Source organism: Bradyrhizobium sp., from assembly GCF_036735945.1.
Taxonomy (GTDB): domain Bacteria; phylum Pseudomonadota; class Alphaproteobacteria; order Rhizobiales; family Xanthobacteraceae; genus Bradyrhizobium.
Window position 1 is genome coordinate 27,456 of record NZ_DAINNI010000018.1, and the last position, 19,022, is coordinate 46,477.

The 19,022-nt window shown below is 62.3% G+C and carries 18 protein-coding genes; 5 read left to right on the plus strand and 13 right to left on the minus strand.

Translation table 11 applies throughout. The annotated features are described in order from the left end of the window. Positions 1-2 precede the first annotated feature (2 nt). From V7E26_RS09145 to V7E26_RS09170, 6 genes are all read right to left on the minus strand, one after another. Positions 3-1,049, minus strand: a complete 1,047-nt coding sequence (locus V7E26_RS09145; protein ID WP_324415125.1) for a zinc-dependent alcohol dehydrogenase family protein — start codon at positions 1,047-1,049, stop codon at positions 3-5. After that, positions 1,046-2,476: an FAD-binding oxidoreductase gene (locus tag V7E26_RS09150; protein WP_324415126.1), complete on the minus strand. Its 1,431-nt coding sequence runs from the start codon at positions 2,474-2,476 to the stop codon at positions 1,046-1,048. Before V7E26_RS09150 ends, V7E26_RS09145 begins: the two co-directional genes overlap by 4 nt. Continuing rightward, positions 2,473-2,889, minus strand: a complete 417-nt coding sequence (locus V7E26_RS09155) for a PaaI family thioesterase (RefSeq protein WP_324415127.1) — start codon at positions 2,887-2,889, stop codon at positions 2,473-2,475. The genes V7E26_RS09150 and V7E26_RS09155 overlap by 4 nt, the downstream gene beginning before the upstream one ends. A 12-nt stretch (positions 2,890-2,901) precedes the next feature. Next, entirely contained in the window at positions 2,902-4,134 is a 1,233-nt protein-coding gene (locus tag V7E26_RS09160; protein ID WP_324415128.1) for a CaiB/BaiF CoA transferase family protein, read from the minus strand. Then, complete coding sequence (locus tag V7E26_RS09165) at positions 4,121-4,825, minus strand: haloacid dehalogenase type II (protein WP_324415129.1); 705 nt, start codon at positions 4,823-4,825, stop codon at positions 4,121-4,123. Before V7E26_RS09165 ends, V7E26_RS09160 begins: the two co-directional genes overlap by 14 nt. 122 nt (positions 4,826-4,947) lie before the next feature. Further along, positions 4,948-6,429: an aldehyde dehydrogenase gene (locus V7E26_RS09170; RefSeq protein WP_324415130.1), complete on the minus strand. Its 1,482-nt coding sequence runs from the start codon at positions 6,427-6,429 to the stop codon at positions 4,948-4,950. A 269-nt stretch (positions 6,430-6,698) separates the two neighbouring features. Here V7E26_RS09170 and V7E26_RS09175 point away from each other — a divergent pair, with 269 nt between their 5' ends. Beyond that, on the plus strand, positions 6,699-8,327 hold the full coding sequence (locus V7E26_RS09175; RefSeq protein WP_324415131.1) for a GMC family oxidoreductase: 1,629 nt from the start codon (positions 6,699-6,701) through the stop codon (positions 8,325-8,327). Between the two features lie 149 nt (positions 8,328-8,476). Beyond that, positions 8,477-9,565, plus strand: coding sequence for a TRAP transporter substrate-binding protein (locus tag V7E26_RS09180; RefSeq protein ID WP_324415132.1), 1,089 nt, complete (start codon positions 8,477-8,479; stop codon positions 9,563-9,565). Between the two features lie 65 nt (positions 9,566-9,630). On the opposite strand, the gene V7E26_RS09185 is transcribed toward V7E26_RS09180, so the two are convergent. From V7E26_RS09185 to V7E26_RS09195, 3 genes are all read right to left on the minus strand, one after another. Further along, entirely contained in the window at positions 9,631-10,212 is a 582-nt protein-coding gene (locus V7E26_RS09185; RefSeq protein ID WP_324415133.1) for a thiamine pyrophosphate-dependent enzyme, read from the minus strand. Positions 10,213-10,248: 36 nt separating this feature from the next. Then, positions 10,249-10,785 (minus strand): phosphonopyruvate decarboxylase, encoded by a 537-nt coding sequence (locus tag V7E26_RS09190; RefSeq protein WP_324415134.1) that lies wholly within the window; start codon positions 10,783-10,785, stop codon positions 10,249-10,251. 135 nt (positions 10,786-10,920) lie between these two features. Next, positions 10,921-12,150, minus strand: coding sequence for an ABC transporter substrate-binding protein (locus V7E26_RS09195; RefSeq protein ID WP_324415135.1), 1,230 nt, complete (start codon positions 12,148-12,150; stop codon positions 10,921-10,923). A gap of 330 nt (positions 12,151-12,480) precedes the next feature. Between V7E26_RS09195 and V7E26_RS09200 the strand changes: the two genes are divergently transcribed. Next, complete coding sequence (locus V7E26_RS09200) at positions 12,481-13,398, plus strand: amino acid ABC transporter substrate-binding protein (protein WP_324415136.1); 918 nt, start codon at positions 12,481-12,483, stop codon at positions 13,396-13,398. Between the two features lie 49 nt (positions 13,399-13,447). On the opposite strand, the gene V7E26_RS09205 is transcribed toward V7E26_RS09200, so the two are convergent. Next, complete coding sequence (locus tag V7E26_RS09205; RefSeq protein ID WP_324415137.1) at positions 13,448-14,467, minus strand: NAD(P)-dependent oxidoreductase; 1,020 nt, start codon at positions 14,465-14,467, stop codon at positions 13,448-13,450. A 217-nt stretch (positions 14,468-14,684) separates the two neighbouring features. On the opposite strand from V7E26_RS09205, the gene V7E26_RS09210 reads away from it, so the two are divergent. Both V7E26_RS09210 and V7E26_RS09215 read left to right on the plus strand, forming a co-directional pair. Further along, positions 14,685-15,242, plus strand: coding sequence for a phosphonopyruvate decarboxylase (locus V7E26_RS09210; RefSeq protein WP_324415138.1), 558 nt, complete (start codon positions 14,685-14,687; stop codon positions 15,240-15,242). An 83-nt stretch (positions 15,243-15,325) separates the two neighbouring features. Then, positions 15,326-15,847, plus strand: a complete 522-nt coding sequence (locus tag V7E26_RS09215; RefSeq protein WP_324415139.1) for a thiamine pyrophosphate-dependent enzyme — start codon at positions 15,326-15,328, stop codon at positions 15,845-15,847. A gap of 2 nt (positions 15,848-15,849) precedes the next feature. Here the strand turns inward: V7E26_RS09215 and V7E26_RS09220 are convergent, their stop codons facing one another. The 3 genes from V7E26_RS09220 to V7E26_RS09230 form a co-directional block, all read right to left on the minus strand. Next, a complete protein-coding gene (locus tag V7E26_RS09220; protein WP_324415140.1) occupies positions 15,850-16,764 on the minus strand; it encodes a LysR family transcriptional regulator in 915 nt (304 codons plus the stop codon). A 545-nt stretch (positions 16,765-17,309) separates the two neighbouring features. Next, positions 17,310-17,972: a cupin domain-containing protein gene (locus V7E26_RS09225; RefSeq protein ID WP_324415141.1), complete on the minus strand. Its 663-nt coding sequence runs from the start codon at positions 17,970-17,972 to the stop codon at positions 17,310-17,312. Next, on the minus strand, positions 17,959-18,999 hold the full coding sequence (locus V7E26_RS09230) for an alcohol dehydrogenase (RefSeq protein WP_324415142.1): 1,041 nt from the start codon (positions 18,997-18,999) through the stop codon (positions 17,959-17,961). Before V7E26_RS09230 ends, V7E26_RS09225 begins: the two co-directional genes overlap by 14 nt. Between the last annotated feature and the right edge of the window lie 23 nt (positions 19,000-19,022).

Below are 19,022 nucleotides of genomic sequence, written 5' to 3' on the forward strand. Positions count from 1 at the left end.
ACTCAAGGAATCAAGAGTCCCTTGCCCGTGGTCTGCGTATCGAACAGCCTATAGGCCTCTTCAGCGGCTTCGAGCGGCCATGAATGGGTGAACAGGCCGTCGACGTCGAGCTTGCGTTCCGAGACGAAGCGCGCGCAATCGGCCTGTCCGTTCTTGCTGAAGGTCCAGCTTCCGAACACCGATAGCTGCTTGCGGTTCATGTCGTTGCTGACGTCGATGGTCACATCGCCGCCCTCGCCCAGGAAAACGACTCGCCCCCACTTGCGGGCCGACTTGATCGCCGCTGCCCTCGCGTTGGGCGACCCCGTGCAGTCCATCGTGCAATCCGCGCCGCGTCCTCCCGTCAAATCGCGGATCGCGGCGATGACGTCGTCGGATCGGGCGTCCAACAGATCGTGCGCGCCGAACTCCTTGGCGCGTTGAAGGCGGCCGGGATCGATGTCCAAGGCAATGACGCGCGCGCCCATAGCCGTGGCGAGTTGCGTTCCGCTCAGGCCGACGGGGCCCTGACCGAAGATCGCAATCGTCTCGCTACCACGCAGTCCGAGCCGATCCAGACCGCCCCAGGCCGTACCGGTGCCGCAGGAGATCGCGGCGCCGGCTTGGAACGAAAGGTCATCCGGCAGGCCCACCAAAGAGTCCGCAGGAACCTTCATGAACCTGGCGTGGGCGCCGTCGCCATTGGCACCGAACGTGATCGAGCCCTCGTCGCACATCTGCGTCCATCCACCCCGGCACTGATGACAGCAACCGCAGCCGACGTAGTGATGGTTCATCACACGCATGCCGACCTTGGCGAGAGGGCTCCAGACGCCCTTCCCCACTTCGGCTACGACGCCGCAGGGTTCGTGGCCCGCGATGATGGGCCTGTCGGACTTCTTGCCCAAACCGATGGAGTCCGCTCCGTCGGCGGCGCGATAGTATTTCAGGTCGCTCCCGCACATGCCGGACGCCTTGATCTCGAGAATGACCTCGCCCGGACCGGAGCTCGGATCCGGAGGGTCGCGGATTTCGAGTTTGCGGTCGCCAAGAAAATAGACTGCTTTCATCGTCGCACCTCTGCGGGTTCGCTATGCGATGGTCGGAAGATCTTGCCGGGATTGAACAAGCCGTCCTCGTCGAGCGCGGCCTTGATCCGACGCATGAGATCGAGCTCCACCGGATCCCTCTTGCTTTCGAGCAGGTCGACCTTGGCTCGACCGATGCCGTGTTCGGCGGAGAACGTCCCGTCCAGGGAGTGCACGATATCGTAGATCGCCTGGCTGATCTGCTTGCCTTGCTCAGCCGCCCGCTCCGGGTCGAGCGCGGCCGGCAGGACGACGTTCAGGTGAATATTGCCGTCGCCGACGTGCCCGAACGGAACGACCATGGCGTCCTGAAAGCCGGCTTCGATGTCGCTGCGGCTCCGGCGCAGAAGCTCGGGCACCTTTGCCACCGGCACCGCGACGTCGTGCTTGAAATCGCGTCCCGCCTTTTTCTGGAACTCAGTCTGGTCTTCCCGCAGGCGCCAGATCTGCTTCTGTTGTTCTCCGCTCTGGGCAAGCGCGGCATCGACGATGGTGCCATCCTCGAGCCTGTCGGCGAGGAACGCTTCCAGCATGTCCTTCAGACCGGCTTCCGGACGGCTCGAGGTCAGTTCGACAAGGACGTAGTGGTCCGCCTTCTCGACGGGCGAGCGCAGCCCTGCGCGCTTCGCCAGCTCCACACATGATCCGGAAAGGTACTCGATAGCCCGCACGTTCCCGTCCGCGGCCGCGCGCAGCTTTATCCAGAAATCCAGCACCTGGCCCTCGGTCTCGACCGCGCAGAAGGCGACCTCGCGCAGTACCGGCAGTGGCGCGAGCTTCATCGCCGCCGCCGTGATGATGCCGAGCGTTCCTTCCGAACCGGCGAAAAGGTGCTTGAGGGCGTAGCCGGTGTTGTCCTTGCGCAGCGTGCGCAGGCCGTTCCAGATACGTCCATCCGGAAGCACGACCTCCATTCCGAGCAGGAGATCTCTCGCGCTCCCGTACCGTACTGCCGAGATACCGCCTGCGTTCGTCGCAAGCGCGCCACCGAGCGTAGCGGTACCCTCCGAGGCGTAGGACAAGGGAAACAGCGTGCCCGCGTCCGCTGCGGCGTTCTGAAGCTCGGCGATGGTCACGCCCGCTTCCGCCACGACGGACATGTCGACAGGATCGATCGTCCGGATCTTCTTCATGACGCCGGTGCTGACGACGATCTGGAGGCCGGTTTCGTCCGGCGTCGAGCCGCCGACAAGTCCCGTGTTGCCACCTTGAGGGACGACGCTGACGCCGGCCTCCCGACAGATCCGGACGCTCTGCGAGAGCAGGCACGCCGACCTGGGCCGCAAGACGCAGGCAGCGTTACCACGAAGCAAACCGCGCCAATCCGACAGATATCCGTCCGTCAGCGCCGGGCCGGTGATGCAATCGGAGCCCAGCAGTTCCCGGAGCCTGGGGACGACGTCGTTCACAGCTGCTTCCAGGTAGCTGTCGCGTGAGCGATGGTCTCTCCGGCGCCGTCGATAGCCGACGATTGCAGAAAGAAGGTCTTGCGTCCCTTCTTCAGAAAGCTCGCACGACACGTGACCACGCCGCTGCGAACCGGGGCGAAATACTGGACCTTCATCTCGAGCGTCGCGCCGGCGCCGAACTGATGCTTGAGGAGATGCCCCATCGAGATGTCGAGCGCGGTCGCCAGCACGCCGCCGTGGAGCGATCCCTGCGGGTTGTACATGTAGGGCTTCACGTCGAGGGAGACGATGCAGGCTTCGGCCTCGTAGGAGACTGCCATCCCGAAGAAGCGTGACAGGAAGAACGACCCGAACTCATGGCGGCCGTCGCCCATGGCTGCCACGACAAGTTCTCGAACCTGCGCCTCGTCCATCCGTCGTCTCCGCTATTCGGCCGATTGCTTCAGTGTAGTTTGGCCGAACGCGCCTTTCGAGGCAAAGGCCAATACCTCATTCCGCGTCGACCCGAGCCAGTTCTCGAACACCTCGACGGTGTGCTCGCCCAGTGTCGGAGGCGGAGTGGACGGCGCAGGCGGCGCATCGTCGAAGCGCAACGGCCGCGCGACGAACTTGACCTCTCCCGCCACCTTGTGCGTCACGGTCTGGACCATGTCGCGCTGGACGAGTTGCGGCGCTTCGCAGACCTCGCCGACCGTCCTGATCGCACCGCACGGAATGCCGGCGCCGCTGAAGATCTCGAGCCAACGATCGCGCGGCTCGGCCTTGAAGATCGGACGCAGAATCTCCGCGAGCGCAACGCGGTTGGCCGCCCGCTTGGGCGCGGTGTCGAAGCGGGGATCGGTTTCGATATCCTTGCGGCCGATGGCGGCGCAGAACAACGACCAGAACTTGTCGTTGGCGACGCCGAGGTTGAACCAGCCGTCGCTCGCCTCGAAGGTTTCGTACGGACTGATGGTCGGGTGCACGTTGCCGCGACGCTTCGGGCTTTCTCCGGACGCGAAGTACATGCCGGCGTTGAACGTCAGCAGCGAGGCCATGGCGTCCAGCATGGAGACGTCGACCCGTCCGCCGACGCCGCTCCGCTCGCGCTTCATGAGTGCGGCGAGCACCGCCTGCGATGCGTAGAGGCCGGTGACCAGGTCGGCGATCGAAGTTCCCACCTTCATGGGCGGACCGTCCGGATCCCCGGTGATGTCCATGACGCCGGACTCGCCCTGCAGGATCAGGTCGTAGCCGGGCCGGCTTGCATCCGGACCAGTGCGGCCGAAGCCGGAGATGCTGCACTGGATGAGCTTCGGATTGTGGGCACTCAACGCTGCGTAGGACAGGCCCCACTTGTCGAGCGTCCCCGGCCTGAAATTGTCGATCACGACGTCGGCGGCCCTGGCGAGCGCGATCACCGCGTCCCGGCCGGCCGGCGACTTCAGATCGATCGCGCAACTTCGCTTGTTGCGATTGACCGACAGAAAGTATGAGCTCTCCCCGTTGACGAACGGAGGGCCGTACCGGCGACTCTCGTCGCCGACGCGGGGATCTTCGATCTTCACGACGTCCGCCCCGAGATCGCCGAGATGCATCGTGGCGAACGGGCCGGAGACGACGCGGCACAGGTCCAGGACCTTGATGCCGGAGAGAGCTTCCGTACTAGACGATCGCATCCGCCAGATCCTTCATCGTGGGGACGGTGATGTCGGGCTGGTGCGGCGTCTCTTCGAACGGCCGGTCGCGGCGATTGATCATCGCGGTGCGCATGCCTGCCGACTTCGCGCCGATGACGTCGAAGGCGTGGTTGGCGACGAAGAGGATCTGGTCCATCTTGAGGCCGAGGATCTCGGCGGCCTTCGTATAGGTCGCCTTATGCGGCTTGAAGGAGTTCGCTTCGGCGACGGAGATCACGTTGTCGAACCGGATCCTGTGATACTTCTTGGCCGTTTCGAGCATGTCGCGGTCGCCATTGGACAGTACGACCAGCTTGTACCTGGTCTGCAGCTTCGCCAACGCCTCCGGCACCTCCGGGAAGCATTCGAGCTTCTCGATCTCGCCGACCAGGTACTTCACCTCGTCCTTGGTGTACTTGATGCCCGAGCGATCCATGACCTGGGAGACGGCGCGGTGGCCGATCTCGCGATAGGGCGTGTGCTCGCGGTGGAGCAGCGCGTCGATCATCGAGTTCTCGAAGTGGGTGCGGCGCCACCAGGTGACGAAGGAGTTCGGGTTGCCCGTCCAGCCCTTCTCCTTGAGAAATGGAGTCGCGATCTTGACGAGGCCCCCCTGCATGTCGACGACCGTGCCGTACTGGTCGAACATGCAGACTTTGATGGTGTCCTTGAGCTTCTGAACGTCGGTCATTGCTTCTTCCTTTTACTGGCGGAATGGATGATCCGGATTTGATCGCATCCATCGTCATTTTCGAAATGGATTGTTCTTCTGCGCACATTCGCGACGTGAATGTCACGCGACGCTACGCTCGCTCAGGTCAATCGCATGATGAACGGATTCTGCGGGCGATCGGCGGAGTTGTTGATCCAGACCGTCTTCGGCTGCATGTAGCCCTTGATTATCTCCTGCCCGCTTTCGCGACCGAGACCGCTGTCCTTCACGCCTCCGAACGGCGCCATGAAGCTGAGGGCGCGGTAGGTGTTCACCCAGACGGTTCCCGACTGGAGTCCCCTGGACATCCGGAACGCGCGTCCCATGTCCCTGGTCCAAACGCCTGCCGCCAAGCCGTATTTCGAGTTGTTGGCGATCCGGAGCGCGTCCGCCTCGTCGTCGAAGGGAATGACGGCGAGCACTGGACCGAAGATCTCGCGTTGCGCGAGCTGCGAGGCGTTGTCGACATCGCGGAAGATCGTCGGCTCCACGAACAATCCTCCGGTCGGGTGCTTCATGGCGTTGCCGCCGAAAGCGACGACGGCGCCCTCCTTCTTGGCATCGGCGATACAGGTCATCACCTTGTCGAAGTGAGGAAGGTTCGCGAGCGGCCCCATCTGGGTGTCCGGATCCAGGGGATCTCCGACCTTCACGCCTTCCGCCATGGCCCTGACCTTCGACAGGAAGGTGTCGTAGATCGAGCGCTGCAGCAGCAGCCGCGAGCCGGCGATGCATGTTTGCCCGGCGGCCGCGAAGATGCCCGACGCCACGCCCGCTGCGGCCGCCTCGAGATCCGCATCTTCGAAGACGATGTTCGGCGACTTTCCGCCGAGCTCCAGCGTCACGTGCTTCAGGTCGCCCGCGGCGGCCTTGTTGATCGCCTTGCCGGCGGCATCCGAGCCGGTGAACGCGATCTTGGCGACGTCGGGATGAGCGACGAGTGGCGCACCGACGTGCTGGCCGGTGCCGCATACGACGTTCACGACACCTGCCGGGAAGCCCGCCTCCTCGAACAACTCGACGAAGGCGACGGTGGAAGCGCTCGCGAATTCAGACGGCTTGACGACGAACGTGTTGCCGGCGGCGAGGCCCGGCGCCAACTTCCAGGTCAGAAGCAGCAGAGGCGAGTTCCAGGCGGTGATCGCCGCCACCACGCCGAGCGGCTCCCAGGTCGTGAATACGACGTGGTCGGGCTTGTCGATGGGAAGAACCCCGCCTTCGACTTTGTCGGCCAGGCCGCCATAGTAGTAGAACCACTGCGGGATCGTCTTGAGCTGGACCAGCATCTCGCTGATCAGCTTGCCGTTGTCGCGAACTTCCAGTTCCGCCAACCGATCGGCGTTCGCGGCGATCAGATCGCCGACCTTGCGGAGCAGTGCGCCGCGGGCGGTCGCCGAAATGCCCGCCCATGCGGAAGAATGGAATGCCGTCTTCGCGGCGCTGACGGCGGCGTCAACATCCTGAGGGCCGCTGTCGGGAATCTCGCACCAGTTCTCGTTGCGATAGGGATCGAGGCTCGGCATCCACTTGCCGGACGCCGCCGCGATCTTCTTGCCGCCGATGAGGTTTTCGAAACGTCGCACTCGCTCTTCCTCCGTGAGAAACCCACTGATGATGGCCGTCGTCCTGCGACGCACGGTGTTTGGCTGGAATCTTGTGGGAATCCGCAACCGTTTCGCCAACTGAAGTTTGGTATGGCGCTATTCATCCGAATGATGTGCGTCCGCCCTCACCTATTCCGGCGCCCTTATCGATCAAGCCAATGATCCAATTGGCGAAACGAATTGGACATCCTGGCGATCCGGCCCCAATCGATCGGAGGGAACGCAAAGGTAGGCAGATGGATCGATCCATGAAGTCCACCACTGAATTCGACTACATCGTGATCGGCGCCGGCTCGGCGGGCTGCACGGTCGCATCCCGGCTGAGCGAGGATTCCTCCGTGTCGGTCCTTGTACTCGAGGCCGGCGGTCCGGATCGGAACATCCTGATCCACGTTCCCGTGGGTTACGTGAAGACCATCGACATGCCCGGCGTGAACTGGCGGTTCCAGACCGAGCCCGAAGCCTACACCTACCAGCGTCCCTTCCCGATCCCGCGAGGCAAGGTCCTCGGTGGGACGAGCTCGCTCAACGCGATGCTCTACGTCCGAGGCGAGTCCCGCGACTACGACGGCTGGGCCCAACTCGGAAATCGAGGCTGGTCCTGGGACGACGTGCTGCCCTACTTCCGCAAATCGGAGAACTGGGAGGGTGCCCCCACCGCCTGGCGCGGAAAGGACGGTCCTCTCAACGTGCGCGACCAGTACGAATTCGCGGAGATCACCGATGCGTTGATCGCGGCCGCGGGCGAGTGCGGCTATCCGCGCAATCCGGACTACACGTCCGGAAAGCAGGACGGCTTCGCTTATTTCCAGGTGACGCAGAAGGACGGCGTCCGGTGGTCCACCAAGCGGGCATTTCTCGAACCGGCCATGAAGCGATCAAACGTCCGGATCGTGACCGGTGCGCACACGACCAAGATCACCCTCGACGGAAGGCGTGCCTCCGGCGTGGTCTATCGGAAAGGAACGTCGGACGCCGTCGTCAGGGCGCGACGCGAGGTCCTCCTGTGCGCGGGAGCAGTCCAGTCGCCGCAGTTGCTTGAGCTTTCTGGCATCGGCAGGCCTGACATCCTGCAGGAACACGGCATCGACGTGCTGCACGCGCTGCCCGGCGTCGGCGAGAATTTCCAGGACCACTATATCATCAGGATGGTTTGGCGAGTCACCGGGGCCCGGACCCTGAACGAGCGCTCGCACGGGCTTCCTCTACTGAAGGAAATCTTCAGATATGCCCTGACGCGTCGGGGCATCCTGACCACGTCGGCCGGCATCGTGAACGGCAACGTCAGGTCCCGACCGGAGTTGGATACTCCGGACATCCAGTACACGATCGCTCACGCCAGCTTCAAAGATCCGGTCAAGCGGACGCTCGATCGCGAGCCCGGCCTGACGATCGGACCCACTCCGCTCCGGCCCGAAAGCCGCGGAAGCATCCACATCAAATCGGGCGATCCGTTCGCCGCACCGGCGATCCGCCCGAACTTCCTGAGCAAGGAAGCCGATCGCGAATGCCTGGTGGAAGGCATGAAGATCGCGCGTCGGATCACGCAGGCCCCATCCCTCGCCCGCTACATCGCTGAAGAGATAGATCCCGGCGGGAACGCTCGGACCGACGACGAACTGCTGGACTTCGCCCGCCGCAAAGGGGGCACGATCCACCACCCCGTCGGCACGGCGAAGATGGGCTCGGATGCGATGGCGGTGGTCGATGACAGACTGCGCGTCCACGGCATCCGAGGGCTACGGGTGATCGACGCTTCGATCATGCCGCTGATCGTATCGGGCAACACGAATGCTCCGGTGATCATGATAGCGGAGAAGGCCGCCGACATGATCCAGCAGGATGCCAAAGGAACTTCACATCTTTTCAGTTCGTGAAACGTCTGGCGTTCGCGCATGGGTGCAGTTCATTTGCGCCTATTTTGGCGGCTACGCCAGCCGCGTACTATCCAACGGCGTCTGACGGGAAGACGTCAAAGAATCCAATGTCCGTCGCGCGCCAATTTTATGGAGAGGAACATCCAACTATGAAACGCCGTGAATTCATCAAGCTTGCCGGGATCGGTACTGTCGGAACAGCCGTTGCATCGCCTGCGATCGCGCAATCGATGCCAGAGTTGAAGTGGCGATTGACATCAAGCTTCCCGAAATCGTTGGATACGCTTTTTGGCGGTGCCGAGCAGTTCGCCAGACAGGTCGGAGAGATGACAGACGGCAGATTCCAAATTCAGACCTTTGCGGCCGGCGAAATCGTCCCCGGATTGCAAGCGCTCGACGCAGCCTCGAACGGGACGGTCGAGATTGCGCACACTTCTGCATACTATTACGTCGGCAAGGATCCCACATTCGCGATCTATACGTCGGTGCCATTCGGCCTGAATACGCGAATGCAGAACTCCTGGTGGTACCAGGGCGGCGGTGAACAGCTGGGAAATGAGTTCTTCAAAAAATACGGTGTGATCGCCCACGCCGCCGGAAATACCGGCACGCAAATGGGAGGCTGGTTCCGTAAAGAGATCAAAACCACGGCGGATTTGGCAGGCCTGAAGTTTCGGATAGCGGGTATTGCCGGCCAGGTCCTCCAAAAGGTTGGTGCAGTCCCACAGCAACTCGCCGGTGGCGATGTCTACCCCGCGCTTGAGAAAGGCACGATCGATGCCGCCGAATGGGTCGGCCCGTACGACGATGAAAAGCTTGGTCTGCAGAAGGTCGCCAAATTCTACTATTATCCCGGCTTCTGGGAGGCCGGTCCAATGCTGCACGTAATGACCAATCTCGACAAATGGAATTCGCTTCCGAAGTACTATCAGAGCGTACTGGCCAATGCGGCCGCTCATGCAAACATCTCGATGAGCGCCCGTTACGATCTTTTGAATCCGGCGGCTCTAAAGCGTCTCGTTGCAACTGGCACTCAACTTCGTCCGTTCAGCAATGAAATACTGGAGGCTTGCCTAAGAGCGACCAACGAGCTCTGGGCAGAAATTTCCGCCAAGAATGCTGATTTCAAGAAGTCAATCGAAGCGATGCAAGCCTATCGCAACGATCAGTATCTTTGGTGGCAAGTCGCCGAATTCACCAACGATACCTTCATGATCCGGTCTCGCCCGAAAAGTTGATCTATCGCCATCGATCGGCCGACTGCTCTTCAGGCAGCCGGCCGATCGAGGTTTCTTCGTGGAAATCAGACGCGGGCTCGATCGCCGGCGGCCAGATGCTGCATGAAGCGCGACGCGATGAGCGTCCCTTCCCGCTCCGGAACCGTCCGCGGCTGATCTCCAGGTTTGATCTTGAGCACGGCGACCAATGTACCGGCCTTCGCGTGCAGCTTGGGACGAAGTGCCGAGACCTCGTTTTGTTGGGTAAGAACCGAAGCGTCCTTGATTCCGCAAGCGCGAGCAACCGCCGCCAAGTTCGTCCCGAAACCGGTCGCAGTCTTTTGCATTCCCGTCTCGGCGTATTGTTCGTTGTCGAGAACGAGAATCGAGAGGTTGGCCGGTTGGTGTTGAACGATGGTCGAGAACGAGCCCAGACCCATCAGCATCTCGCCGTCGCCGGTGAAGACGACGACGGGCCGATCCGGGCGCGACAGCGCCAGGCCCAATCCAACCATCGCGGCTGAACCCATGGCGCCCCAGTCGTAGAAGGTCAGGTCGTGATCGCCCGCAGCGCACACGTCATACACCGGAGATCCCAAGCCAGCGACGACGAGCGCGTTTCCGCGATCCTTGAGCAATTCCGCGACTGCTGGACGACGTTCGATCATCTTGATCCTCTAGGTCTTCGCCCCGCCGGGCTTACATCATTTCGACCAGTTCTTGCGGCCGATCAGCCGCTGCGAGAGCAGCACCGCCGTGCTTCGGCTGGAATAGAACGCCTGGTCGATGGCGCCGGAACAGATATCGCCTACGGTGGCGGGGTCCTCGGCACGGAACACGTCGAAACCCATCAATTCCAGGGCGGCGCCGGCGCGCTTGCCCATCGGGATCTGCCACGGCACGAACTCGGCAAACTCACCGCGCATGGTCACCAGGAGAACGAGCGGCAGACGGCAGTTCTCGGCGAGTGTGAAGAGGTTGAGGCAATTGCCAACGCCCGAAGACTGCATCAGCAGCACGCTGCGCTGTCCGCCGAGGAAAAGCCCGGCCGCCAGGCCAACGCCTTCTTCCTCAGTCGTGAGCACGGTTGTCCCGATCTGCGGATCGTCCGTGCAGAGATCGATCAGTCCGCGGTGCCCGCCGTCCGGAACGTAGGAGACGTGCTGGATGTTCGCAGCCTTGAACACCGAGTAGATGTCTCGTTGCCAAGGTCTGATCGCTTGTTCCTTGTCGCTCGACATGCCCGAAACCACCGTCCTGCTGCGCGCCCGAAGGCCCCACTCGGCTCCGGTGGCGCGCAGTCATCTAAGGGGATCGGACGGCATCGTGGAAATCGCAAAAACGTCTTCCGACATTGACGCCGTGAATGGTCGCCATCAGCTCTTCACCAGCGGGCAACCCACTTCGGCCAAGGGCTTGACGGTCTCCTCGGCTTTCATCGTCGAGATGACTTCGCAGTAGTCCCAAGGGCCTTTGCTGTCAGTGGGCTTCTTCACCTTGAGCAAGTACGCTGGCAGCACGGCGCGGCCGTCTGCCCTGATGCTGCCCGGACCGAACGCGTCGTCATCCGTCGGCATGGCTTTCATCTTAGCGACCGTCGCCGCACCGCTCTTCTTGGCCGCTTCGACACCCAGTGCAGCGACGGCCTTCAGATAGTGCATGGTGACGCCATAGCACCCGGCATGGGTCATGCCCGGATAGCTGCCGCTGGGCATTGAGGGAAGCAATCGCTTTGTGAAGGCGCGCGTCCTGTCGTTCAGGTCCCAGTAGAAACTATTGGTGAAGACAAGGTTCTGCATCGTCTTCAGACCCGAAGAGTGGATGTCGCTGAGGAACAGGACAAGGGCCGCCACCGACATGTTGGCGGAGAGGCCGAACTCGTTCACCTGGTTCATGCAGCGGGTCAGGTCGTCGCCGCCGAGCGCAAGCCCCAGCACGTTCGCGCCGCTCGACTGAGCAGTCAGCAAGAACGAGGCGAAATCGACCGTTCCAATTGGACATTTTGAGCTGCCGACCACAGAGCCTCCGGCCTGCTCGATGAAGGTCGTCGTCTCCTGTTGAAGGGAGGCTCCGAACGCGTTGTTGGTCGCGAGGAAGTACCACTTCGTTCCGCCGTTCCGGACCGTCTCCGCGGCGACTGCCTTGGAGAGCATGTAGGCGTCGTAGGTCCAGTTAACGGAATTCGGGGTGCATTGCTTGCCAGTGAAGTCCGAAGTGGTGACGGCGGTGCCGAGGCAGACCTTGTCCTTTTCTCGCGCAACGAACGAGGTGGCGAGTCCGACCGCCGAGTTCGGCCCGGCGATCATCATGTCGACGCCGTCATTGTCGAACCAACCGCGGACGATGTTGGCTCCGACATCTGGCTTGTTGAGATGATCGGCGTACACGACCTCGACGGAAAATCCCTTCTCCTCCGGCTTGAAGTCTGCGACCGCCAGCCTGGCCGCGGCGACGCCACCCTGCCCCATGAAATCCACGTACAGCCCCGAGAAATCGGCGAGGACGCCGATGCGGACTACAGGACCTGCTGCACGACCAATAGAGGGCGCAACGGCGGCGGCAACCGAAGCGGCGCCGTATTTCAACACGTCTCGACGACTGGCCAAGATTCTTCTCCTGTTGTTTTTGAAGCGGGAATTCTGGTCTTCCCGGAGCGGAATCTCCGGGCCGCGTTGCTGTTCATGGTCCCGAGTGAATGGTGACTCCGGCGGCGGCGTCTAATTGAAATGAGCAATCTGCCTATTCGGCACGGTGATAATGGGACGGCTCCAGGACCTTTCGCGTTTGCGAAGGCATCTGCCGGTTTGCGATCCCGTCGTGCCATAGCCGCCCATCCGGCGGGCAAATGACGCCATTTCAAATATCCATTATTGCCTACCCCTCGCCGCCCCTAGCCTCGACGAGCGGCAGTGCGACCTAACAGGAGGCAGGGGACGATGCAGATTCGGCAGATACTGAAGTACGCGACCATCGCGCTCGTCGGAAGCAGCGCTCTAGCCGTCGTGAACGCTCAAACCTCGTCTCCCACGCTCAAGGCCATCAAGGAGCGGGGCGCGATATCGGTCGGGCACAGAGAAAGTCTCATCCCGTTTTCCTACTACGATCAGGATCAGAAGGTCGTCGGCTATTCCGCCGACATCTGTCGAGAAATCATCCCGGCCATCGCGAAGGCCGCGGGCATCGACGATCTCAAGATCGCTCTCGTGCCGGTAAGCTCGTCGAACCGCATTCCGCTGCTGGCCAACTGGACGATCGACATGGAATGCGGGGCGACGACGAACAACACCGAGCGCCAACGGTACGTGTCGTTTTCAGTGACGCATTTCGTCACCTCGAACCGCTTCGTCTCGAAGAAGAACCAGAACCTGACCAAGTTCGACGACCTGAAGGGCAAGACTGTCGTCTCGGTATCCGGCACGACCAACATCAAGCAGTTGACGGAATTTAACCTCGCGAGAAACCTCGGCATCAACATCCTCGCGGTGAAGGATCATGCGGAAGCCTTTCTCGCGGTCGAGACGGATCGGGCCGCAGCCTTCGTCATGGACGACGTGATCCTCGCCGGCTTCGTCAGCGGGTCGAAGGATCCGTCCATCTACCAGATTTCCCAGGAGCCGCTGTCGCTCGAACCGTACGGCTTCATGACGAGGCGCGACGATCCCGAATTCAAGGCGGTCGTCGACGAGGCGATGGCGGATCTGTTCAAGAGCCCGAAGATGAAGGAGATCTATGCGAAGTGGTTCCTCCAACCGATTCCTCCCCGCGGCAACACTCTGGCTATGCCGATCAGCGATGCGCTGTCGAAGGTTCTGGTCGCCCCGTCCGATAGCGCGGATGCGGTCGCGTACAGGTAGAAAGCGAGAGCCGCATCCGTGGCGCGACATGCGCGGGGCGCGCGGCCTGTTAGCCCCGGCCTCCGTCGCGCAGCCACTGCGCACGGATCTCCGGATTGAGCGCGTTCGGCGGCCACTTTCCGAGCAGGATGTACTTGGCGGTCTCGGCCGCGAGCCTGTGCATCTCGACCTGGGACTCGACGGAGTAGTACGCCGTGTGAGGATTGATGATGCATCGGCCGACGATCCACGGCAATCGACATTGCCAGGCCTTGATCAAGCTGTTCAGTTGCGGTGGCTCCTCAGGCATTACGTCGAATCCGACAGCGCCGAGACGGCCGCCTTCCAGAGCGTCCGCTATCACGTCGAGCTCGCGAACGACACCGCCGCGCGACGTGTTGACCAGGATCGCGCCCGGCTTCATTGCCTCGACAAAGCTGCGGTCGACGAATCCAGCGGTCTCGGCGTTGAGCGGCGTGTGGAGAGAAACCACGTCGCACTCCTCCAGCAGGCTCGCGAGCGTTTCCGCTCGCCTGCTTCCGAGCATCTTCTCGTGGCCGGAGGGCACGTAGGGGTCGAAAAATTGGGCCTGGAAGCCGAGCGCCTTGAATTTCAGGAGAGCGGCGCCACCGATACGCCCGGCCCCGACGATACCGACCATGGTCCGGTTCGTGCGGCGGATCGTGGCTTGCATGTTCTGCTGCCAGTTGGCGGGCAGTTTCCTCGCGATCTCGTCGTACTTGAGGATACCGCGAACCAGCGCAAAGGCCATCGCGACGGCCGTGTCCGCAACTTCGTCGACGCCGTAGGCCGGATTGTTGCATGCGACCACCCCGTGCCGCGAGGCGGCCTCCACGTCGATGTTATCGAATCCGACGCCGTAGCGGACGACTCCACGTATCCGGGGATGCACGCTCAAAAACGCACCGTCGACGCGATGGCGCCAAACCACTGCCACTCTGGTCTCGGCGTTCAACCGATTACCGAGCGCGTCGCCCAGTACCTCACGGGCGATGGACCAATCCTTCACGTGGTCCGTGATGACGACGGAACCGCGCGGCAGCTCGGGTTCCTTCGAAATCGCGTTCATAGGAAACTCCTGGATCGTCGATGCCCTCTTGGCAGCCCGATCCTCGGCCGATGTCCAGCACCACGCTAATCGCGCTTCGATATGGCGTTATTCATGGGGCGGATTGACCCATGGGAAATATCGATTGGCCCGCCGAATAGGTGCCCTCCTATATTGGCCCCGACCCCTCCCCGCCAGCCGAGCAGGCCCGAAGCGGCACAGAGAGCCCGAACCAAACATGACTTCCACCAGGAACTCCGACAGTCCGACGTCGTACCCCCCGCAAGCTTCCTGGACAGATCAGGTCTATCAGGCGCTGAAGGACTTCGGCGTCAAGCAGGTACCCTATCTGCCAGACGGATCGCTCGCACCGCTGATCGACCTGTGCCGGGAGGATTCCTCCATGCGCGCCATTCCGCTCACGACCGAAGAGGAAGGCGTCATGCTGCTCGCGGGTGCATGGCTCGGCGGCGACCGCTCCGCCCTGCTCATGCAGTGCGGCGGAGTGGGCAACTGCGTGAACATGTTCTCCTTGCTGACGACCTGCACATTCCCTGCCGTCATGGTCGTAACCATGCGCGGCGTCTGGGGCGAGTTCAATCCGTGGCAGGTGCCGATGGGCAAGGCGACGCGCGGGTGCTTCGAGCTGTTCGGATTCAGCATTTACAGCCTGACGGACGCTTCTCGGGCCGGCGAAACCATGAGGGCCGCGCTTCAGCACGCGTTCGGCGGCAACGAGCGAGTCGTCCTCCTGGTCGAGCAGAGCATGCTCGGCGCGAAATCCTTCCAGAACTGAGCGCGCCTTTCATGCCCGAAGACAGCAGACTTCAGCGCCGGTGGGTGGTTGAGAAGCTTCTCGCAGATCGCGGAGACAGGCTGGTGATCGCAGGCGTCGGTTCGACCGTCTGGGATTGCGCCGCGGCCGGCGATCATCCGCTGACCTTTCCGCTGTGGAACGCGATGGGGGCCGCTGCGATGGTCGGTCTCGGCGTCGCCGTCGCCCAGCCGGCTCGCGAGGTTCTCGTCATCACCGGGGACGGCGAGATCCTGATGCAGGTCGGTGCGCTGGCCACGATCGCGGCCCAGAAGCCGAAAAATCTGAGCATCGTCGTCCTCGACAACGAGTGCTACTTCGAAACGGGCGCTCAACCCACCCACACGGGCATGGGTGTCGATCTGACCGCCGTTGCCTCCGGGTTCGGCATCGGCGACTCGCATCTGGTCCGGTCCGAGGAAGACGTCATCAGGCTCTGCGGCCGGATCCGCCAGAAGGAGAGCACTCTCTTTGCCCAGGTGAAGATCGACCCGAGCCCCGTGCCGCGCGTCATGCCGCCGCGCGACGGCTCCTATCTCAAGGACCGTTTCCGGTCTGCGCTTCTCGGCGCTGCGGCGTTCGAATAGCCTCAGTCGCTTTCGGGAAGGCCGCGCGCGGCCTCAACGAAGATCGAACGCAACCAGTTCAGGTCCTGACTGGCGTCGTGCCTTCGGTGCCAATACATCGACCATTCGAAGGGATCGGAGGCGAACGGCAAATCCCGGATCGCGAGGTCTTCCGCGACCATCGCGAAGGCTAGGCGGCGTGGCATGACTGACAGGAGGTCGGAATCCCGCAGCACGTGCGGGACGAGCAGCCAATGCGGGACATTGACCGCGACCCGGCGGGTCAAGCCCTGCCGGGCGAGCACGTCGTCAACGAAGCGGAGATCGGTCGGCGACATCGAGACTTTTAGGTGCGTCGCCTGGAGGAATGTCTCCATGGTCAAGGGTCGCTGCGCCAAAGGATGCCCTTCGCGCATGACGCACACCATCCGGTCCTTCATCAGGACGATCGACTTGATGGAATTCGAATGCGCCAGGCCCATGCTGATCGCCAGGTCGATCTCGTCCTTCTCCAGAGCCTCGACCGTCTGCGTCGGCGAATAGTGCACGACGTCGAATTGCGCGAAGGGTGCCGTCGTTTCGATGGTCTTGCCGACGGCCGGAAGGAGAAGCCGGCTGAGGAGATCGGATAATCGGACGGAAAAGCTACGGGTGGTCGTGGTCGGATCGAAAGCTGCTTCGCTGTCCAGAAGGCGCTCCAACTGCCGCAGCAGCCGCTTCACCGGCTCCGCCAGTTCGATCGCGCGCGGCGTGGCCTGCATGCCGTTGGCCGTCCGGACCAGGAGTTCGTCCTTGAAGATGTGACGTAGACGCGAGAGAGCATTGCTCATGGCCGGCTGGCTCAGGCCGATGCGGTCGGCCGCCCGCGTCACGTGAAGGTCGGTCAGGAGTGCGTTCAGGGCAACCAGCAGGTTCAGATCGACGGATCTCAGGTTCATGGCGCGCTCAGCAATGCTCCAAGCCGCCTATATTCATACAGAAAATATCGATGCGGGAAATATCCATTTCACGGATTATGTTGAATGTAGCAAAATCACGAATGCTGAGTCTGCGGCCGGATGATGCCGACGCGGGTAAACGGGCCGGATACCCTTGGGCTGCACCGGGGGCTATGCCGGCAAACCCGAGCGTGCAGAAAGACCTTGTTTTACGGGGCTTTCTCGAAGCGATCGTAAGGTGGCGGAGCGGGAGGGATTCCCGCCAAGATTGAATAATTTCCTTTTCAAATCAAATACTTGCAAGGACCTACCTCTTTTTCCTCCGAACTCCCAAAATGACGAGCTCGCACAACGTTAGAGCATTCGATCGTTTCGCTTTCTAGCCTAAGTCTGCACGCCCGATGGATCTGGCCGCGATGGCCAGAACTCCAGTGCCCGCCTGCAAACTGATGCTGCACAGCTGTATTCCATCAAGCTACGACCATTGACGACGCGTTGCTTCGGTTGCCAGGGCGGACACGCGACTGAAGAACACACCAGAGAGATCAACTGGGCATCTTGAGGACACCTAGATGGATGAGTGGCGCGTCCCTCAACCAGAGCTTCGCTCCTTGCGGGCCGGCCACCGCACGCAGCGCGTCACCGGCCGGCAAGCGGACCCAGGCCTGCGCAGTCAAACTCCGATCGCCGACCGTCACATTGCCGTCGAGAACGAGCGCCTCGAGTCCACGTCGGTTCTGGATCGCGGCCGCAGCGCCTGCGGCAAGAGTTTCGATCCGCACGTTTTCAAATCCATCATCGAAAAGCTCGATCGTGCCCGGTGTTGACCCAGCTCCGGAAGGACGCCGGACGATCTGTTGATCGTCGCCTTCCCGGAACTGCCAGAGCCGTACGAAGATCGTGCAGCCCTCGGCAGAGGCTGGGACGTGCGATGTTCCGGGTGGATTACGAAAATAGCTGCCGGCGGGATAGTCGCCGTGCTCATCCTGGAAGACGCCTTCCAGCACGACGATCTCCTCGCCGCCACCGTGCGTGTGCCGGGGAAACGCGCTGCGTGGGGCGTAGCGCACGATCGAGGTGGCGCGCGCGACCTCGTCTCCGATCCGGAACAGCATGCGCCGGTCCACGCCGGCGGCGGGGCTCGCCACCCATGGGAGTTCCGAGGCTTGGATGATCACGGGGATCGTCACATCGTCATTGATGCGCATGGCTTCCCTCCTTCATGGTGAGCACCATTCTGAAATTCGCTTGGCCGGACCTCATCCGGGCGACCGCCTCGCCAGCTTTTTCGAACGGCATGACTTCGATGCGAGGTCGGACGCCGGCGAGCACGCTGAAATCCAGCGTCTTCTCGTTCTCGAAGGGCGTGCCGGTGATCGAGCCGAGGATGCTGCGCTCTCCCACGACGACGTGCCCTGCAGACACAGGCAGAGGGTCCTTTCCAGCTCCGAGCAGGACCAACCTCCCCTGCGGCGAGAGAGAGCCGATTACAGCGGCAACGGCCTGAACATCGCCGATGGTCGCGATGATGGCCTGAGCCCCCCCGAGGCTCTGCAGCCGCGCGGCAGGATCTTCCTTCTTCGAGTCGATGTAGACGTGCGCTCCCAGCGATAAAGCATCGTCCGCGATGTCGCTCCCGCGCCCCACGGCGACGACGCGAAAACCCATCCGCCTCGCGTACTGGAGTGCGAGATGCCCCAATCCGCCAATGCCCAGCACGACGACCGTGTCGCCCGCTTCCGCGCCGCACTTCTTCAGCGCATTGAACGTCGCGATGCCGGCGCAGAGAAGCGGCGCCGCCTCCTCCGACTTCAGTTCGTCGGGAATCGAGACCAGCCCGGTAGCCCGGGCGATCATCATCTCGGCGTAGCCGCCGTCGCACGTCGATCCAACGAAGGGCTGGTTCAGGCAGAGTTGAAACTCGCCGCGGCGGCACTGGACGCATTCGTTGCAGTGTCCACCGAGCCTCCCGATGCCGACCCGTTGGCCGACCTTCCAGATCGATGGCGTGCCGGAGCCGAGAGCCGCAATACGTCCGACGACTTCGTGCCCCGGCACGCGAGCGGGGCGCATCTTGGGATCGGCTCGGTCGATATCACCCGCGTCCGCGCCGCAGATCCCGCAGGCCTCAATGGCGATAAGAACTTCTCCCGCGCCGGGTGACGGCGTCTCGCGCTCGACGATTTCGAGTTCGCCTGGCTTCGAGACCTGCGCGACGCGATGGGAGCGCCTCATTTCCATTGCCTCCGATAGTTTCG

Excerpts from the sequence above, each read along its gene's own strand:
- V7E26_RS09145 (WP_324415125.1), bottom strand. The coding sequence starts at position 1,049 with ATGAAAGCAGTCTATTTTCTTGGCGACCGCAAACTCGAAATCCGCGAC.
- V7E26_RS09155 (WP_324415127.1), bottom strand. The coding sequence starts at position 2,889 with ATGGACGAGGCGCAGGTTCGAGAACTTGTCGTGGCAGCCATGGGCGAC.
- V7E26_RS09160 (WP_324415128.1), bottom strand. The coding sequence starts at position 4,134 with ATGCGATCGTCTAGTACGGAAGCTCTCTCCGGCATCAAGGTCCTGGAC.
- V7E26_RS09165 (WP_324415129.1), bottom strand. The coding sequence starts at position 4,825 with ATGACCGACGTTCAGAAGCTCAAGGACACCATCAAAGTCTGCATGTTC.
- V7E26_RS09175 (WP_324415131.1), top strand. The coding sequence starts at position 6,699 with ATGAAGTCCACCACTGAATTCGACTACATCGTGATCGGCGCCGGCTCG.
- V7E26_RS09180 (WP_324415132.1), top strand. The coding sequence starts at position 8,477 with ATGAAACGCCGTGAATTCATCAAGCTTGCCGGGATCGGTACTGTCGGA.
- V7E26_RS09185 (WP_324415133.1), bottom strand. The coding sequence starts at position 10,212 with ATGATCGAACGTCGTCCAGCAGTCGCGGAATTGCTCAAGGATCGCGGA.
- V7E26_RS09190 (WP_324415134.1), bottom strand. The coding sequence starts at position 10,785 with ATGTCGAGCGACAAGGAACAAGCGATCAGACCTTGGCAACGAGACATC.
- V7E26_RS09200 (WP_324415136.1), top strand. The coding sequence starts at position 12,481 with ATGCAGATTCGGCAGATACTGAAGTACGCGACCATCGCGCTCGTCGGA.
- V7E26_RS09205 (WP_324415137.1), bottom strand. The coding sequence starts at position 14,467 with ATGAACGCGATTTCGAAGGAACCCGAGCTGCCGCGCGGTTCCGTCGTC.
- V7E26_RS09210 (WP_324415138.1), top strand. The coding sequence starts at position 14,685 with ATGACTTCCACCAGGAACTCCGACAGTCCGACGTCGTACCCCCCGCAA.
- V7E26_RS09220 (WP_324415140.1), bottom strand. The coding sequence starts at position 16,764 with ATGAACCTGAGATCCGTCGATCTGAACCTGCTGGTTGCCCTGAACGCA.
- V7E26_RS09225 (WP_324415141.1), bottom strand. The coding sequence starts at position 17,972 with ATGCGCATCAATGACGATGTGACGATCCCCGTGATCATCCAAGCCTCG.
- V7E26_RS09230 (WP_324415142.1), bottom strand. The coding sequence starts at position 18,999 with ATGAGGCGCTCCCATCGCGTCGCGCAGGTCTCGAAGCCAGGCGAACTC.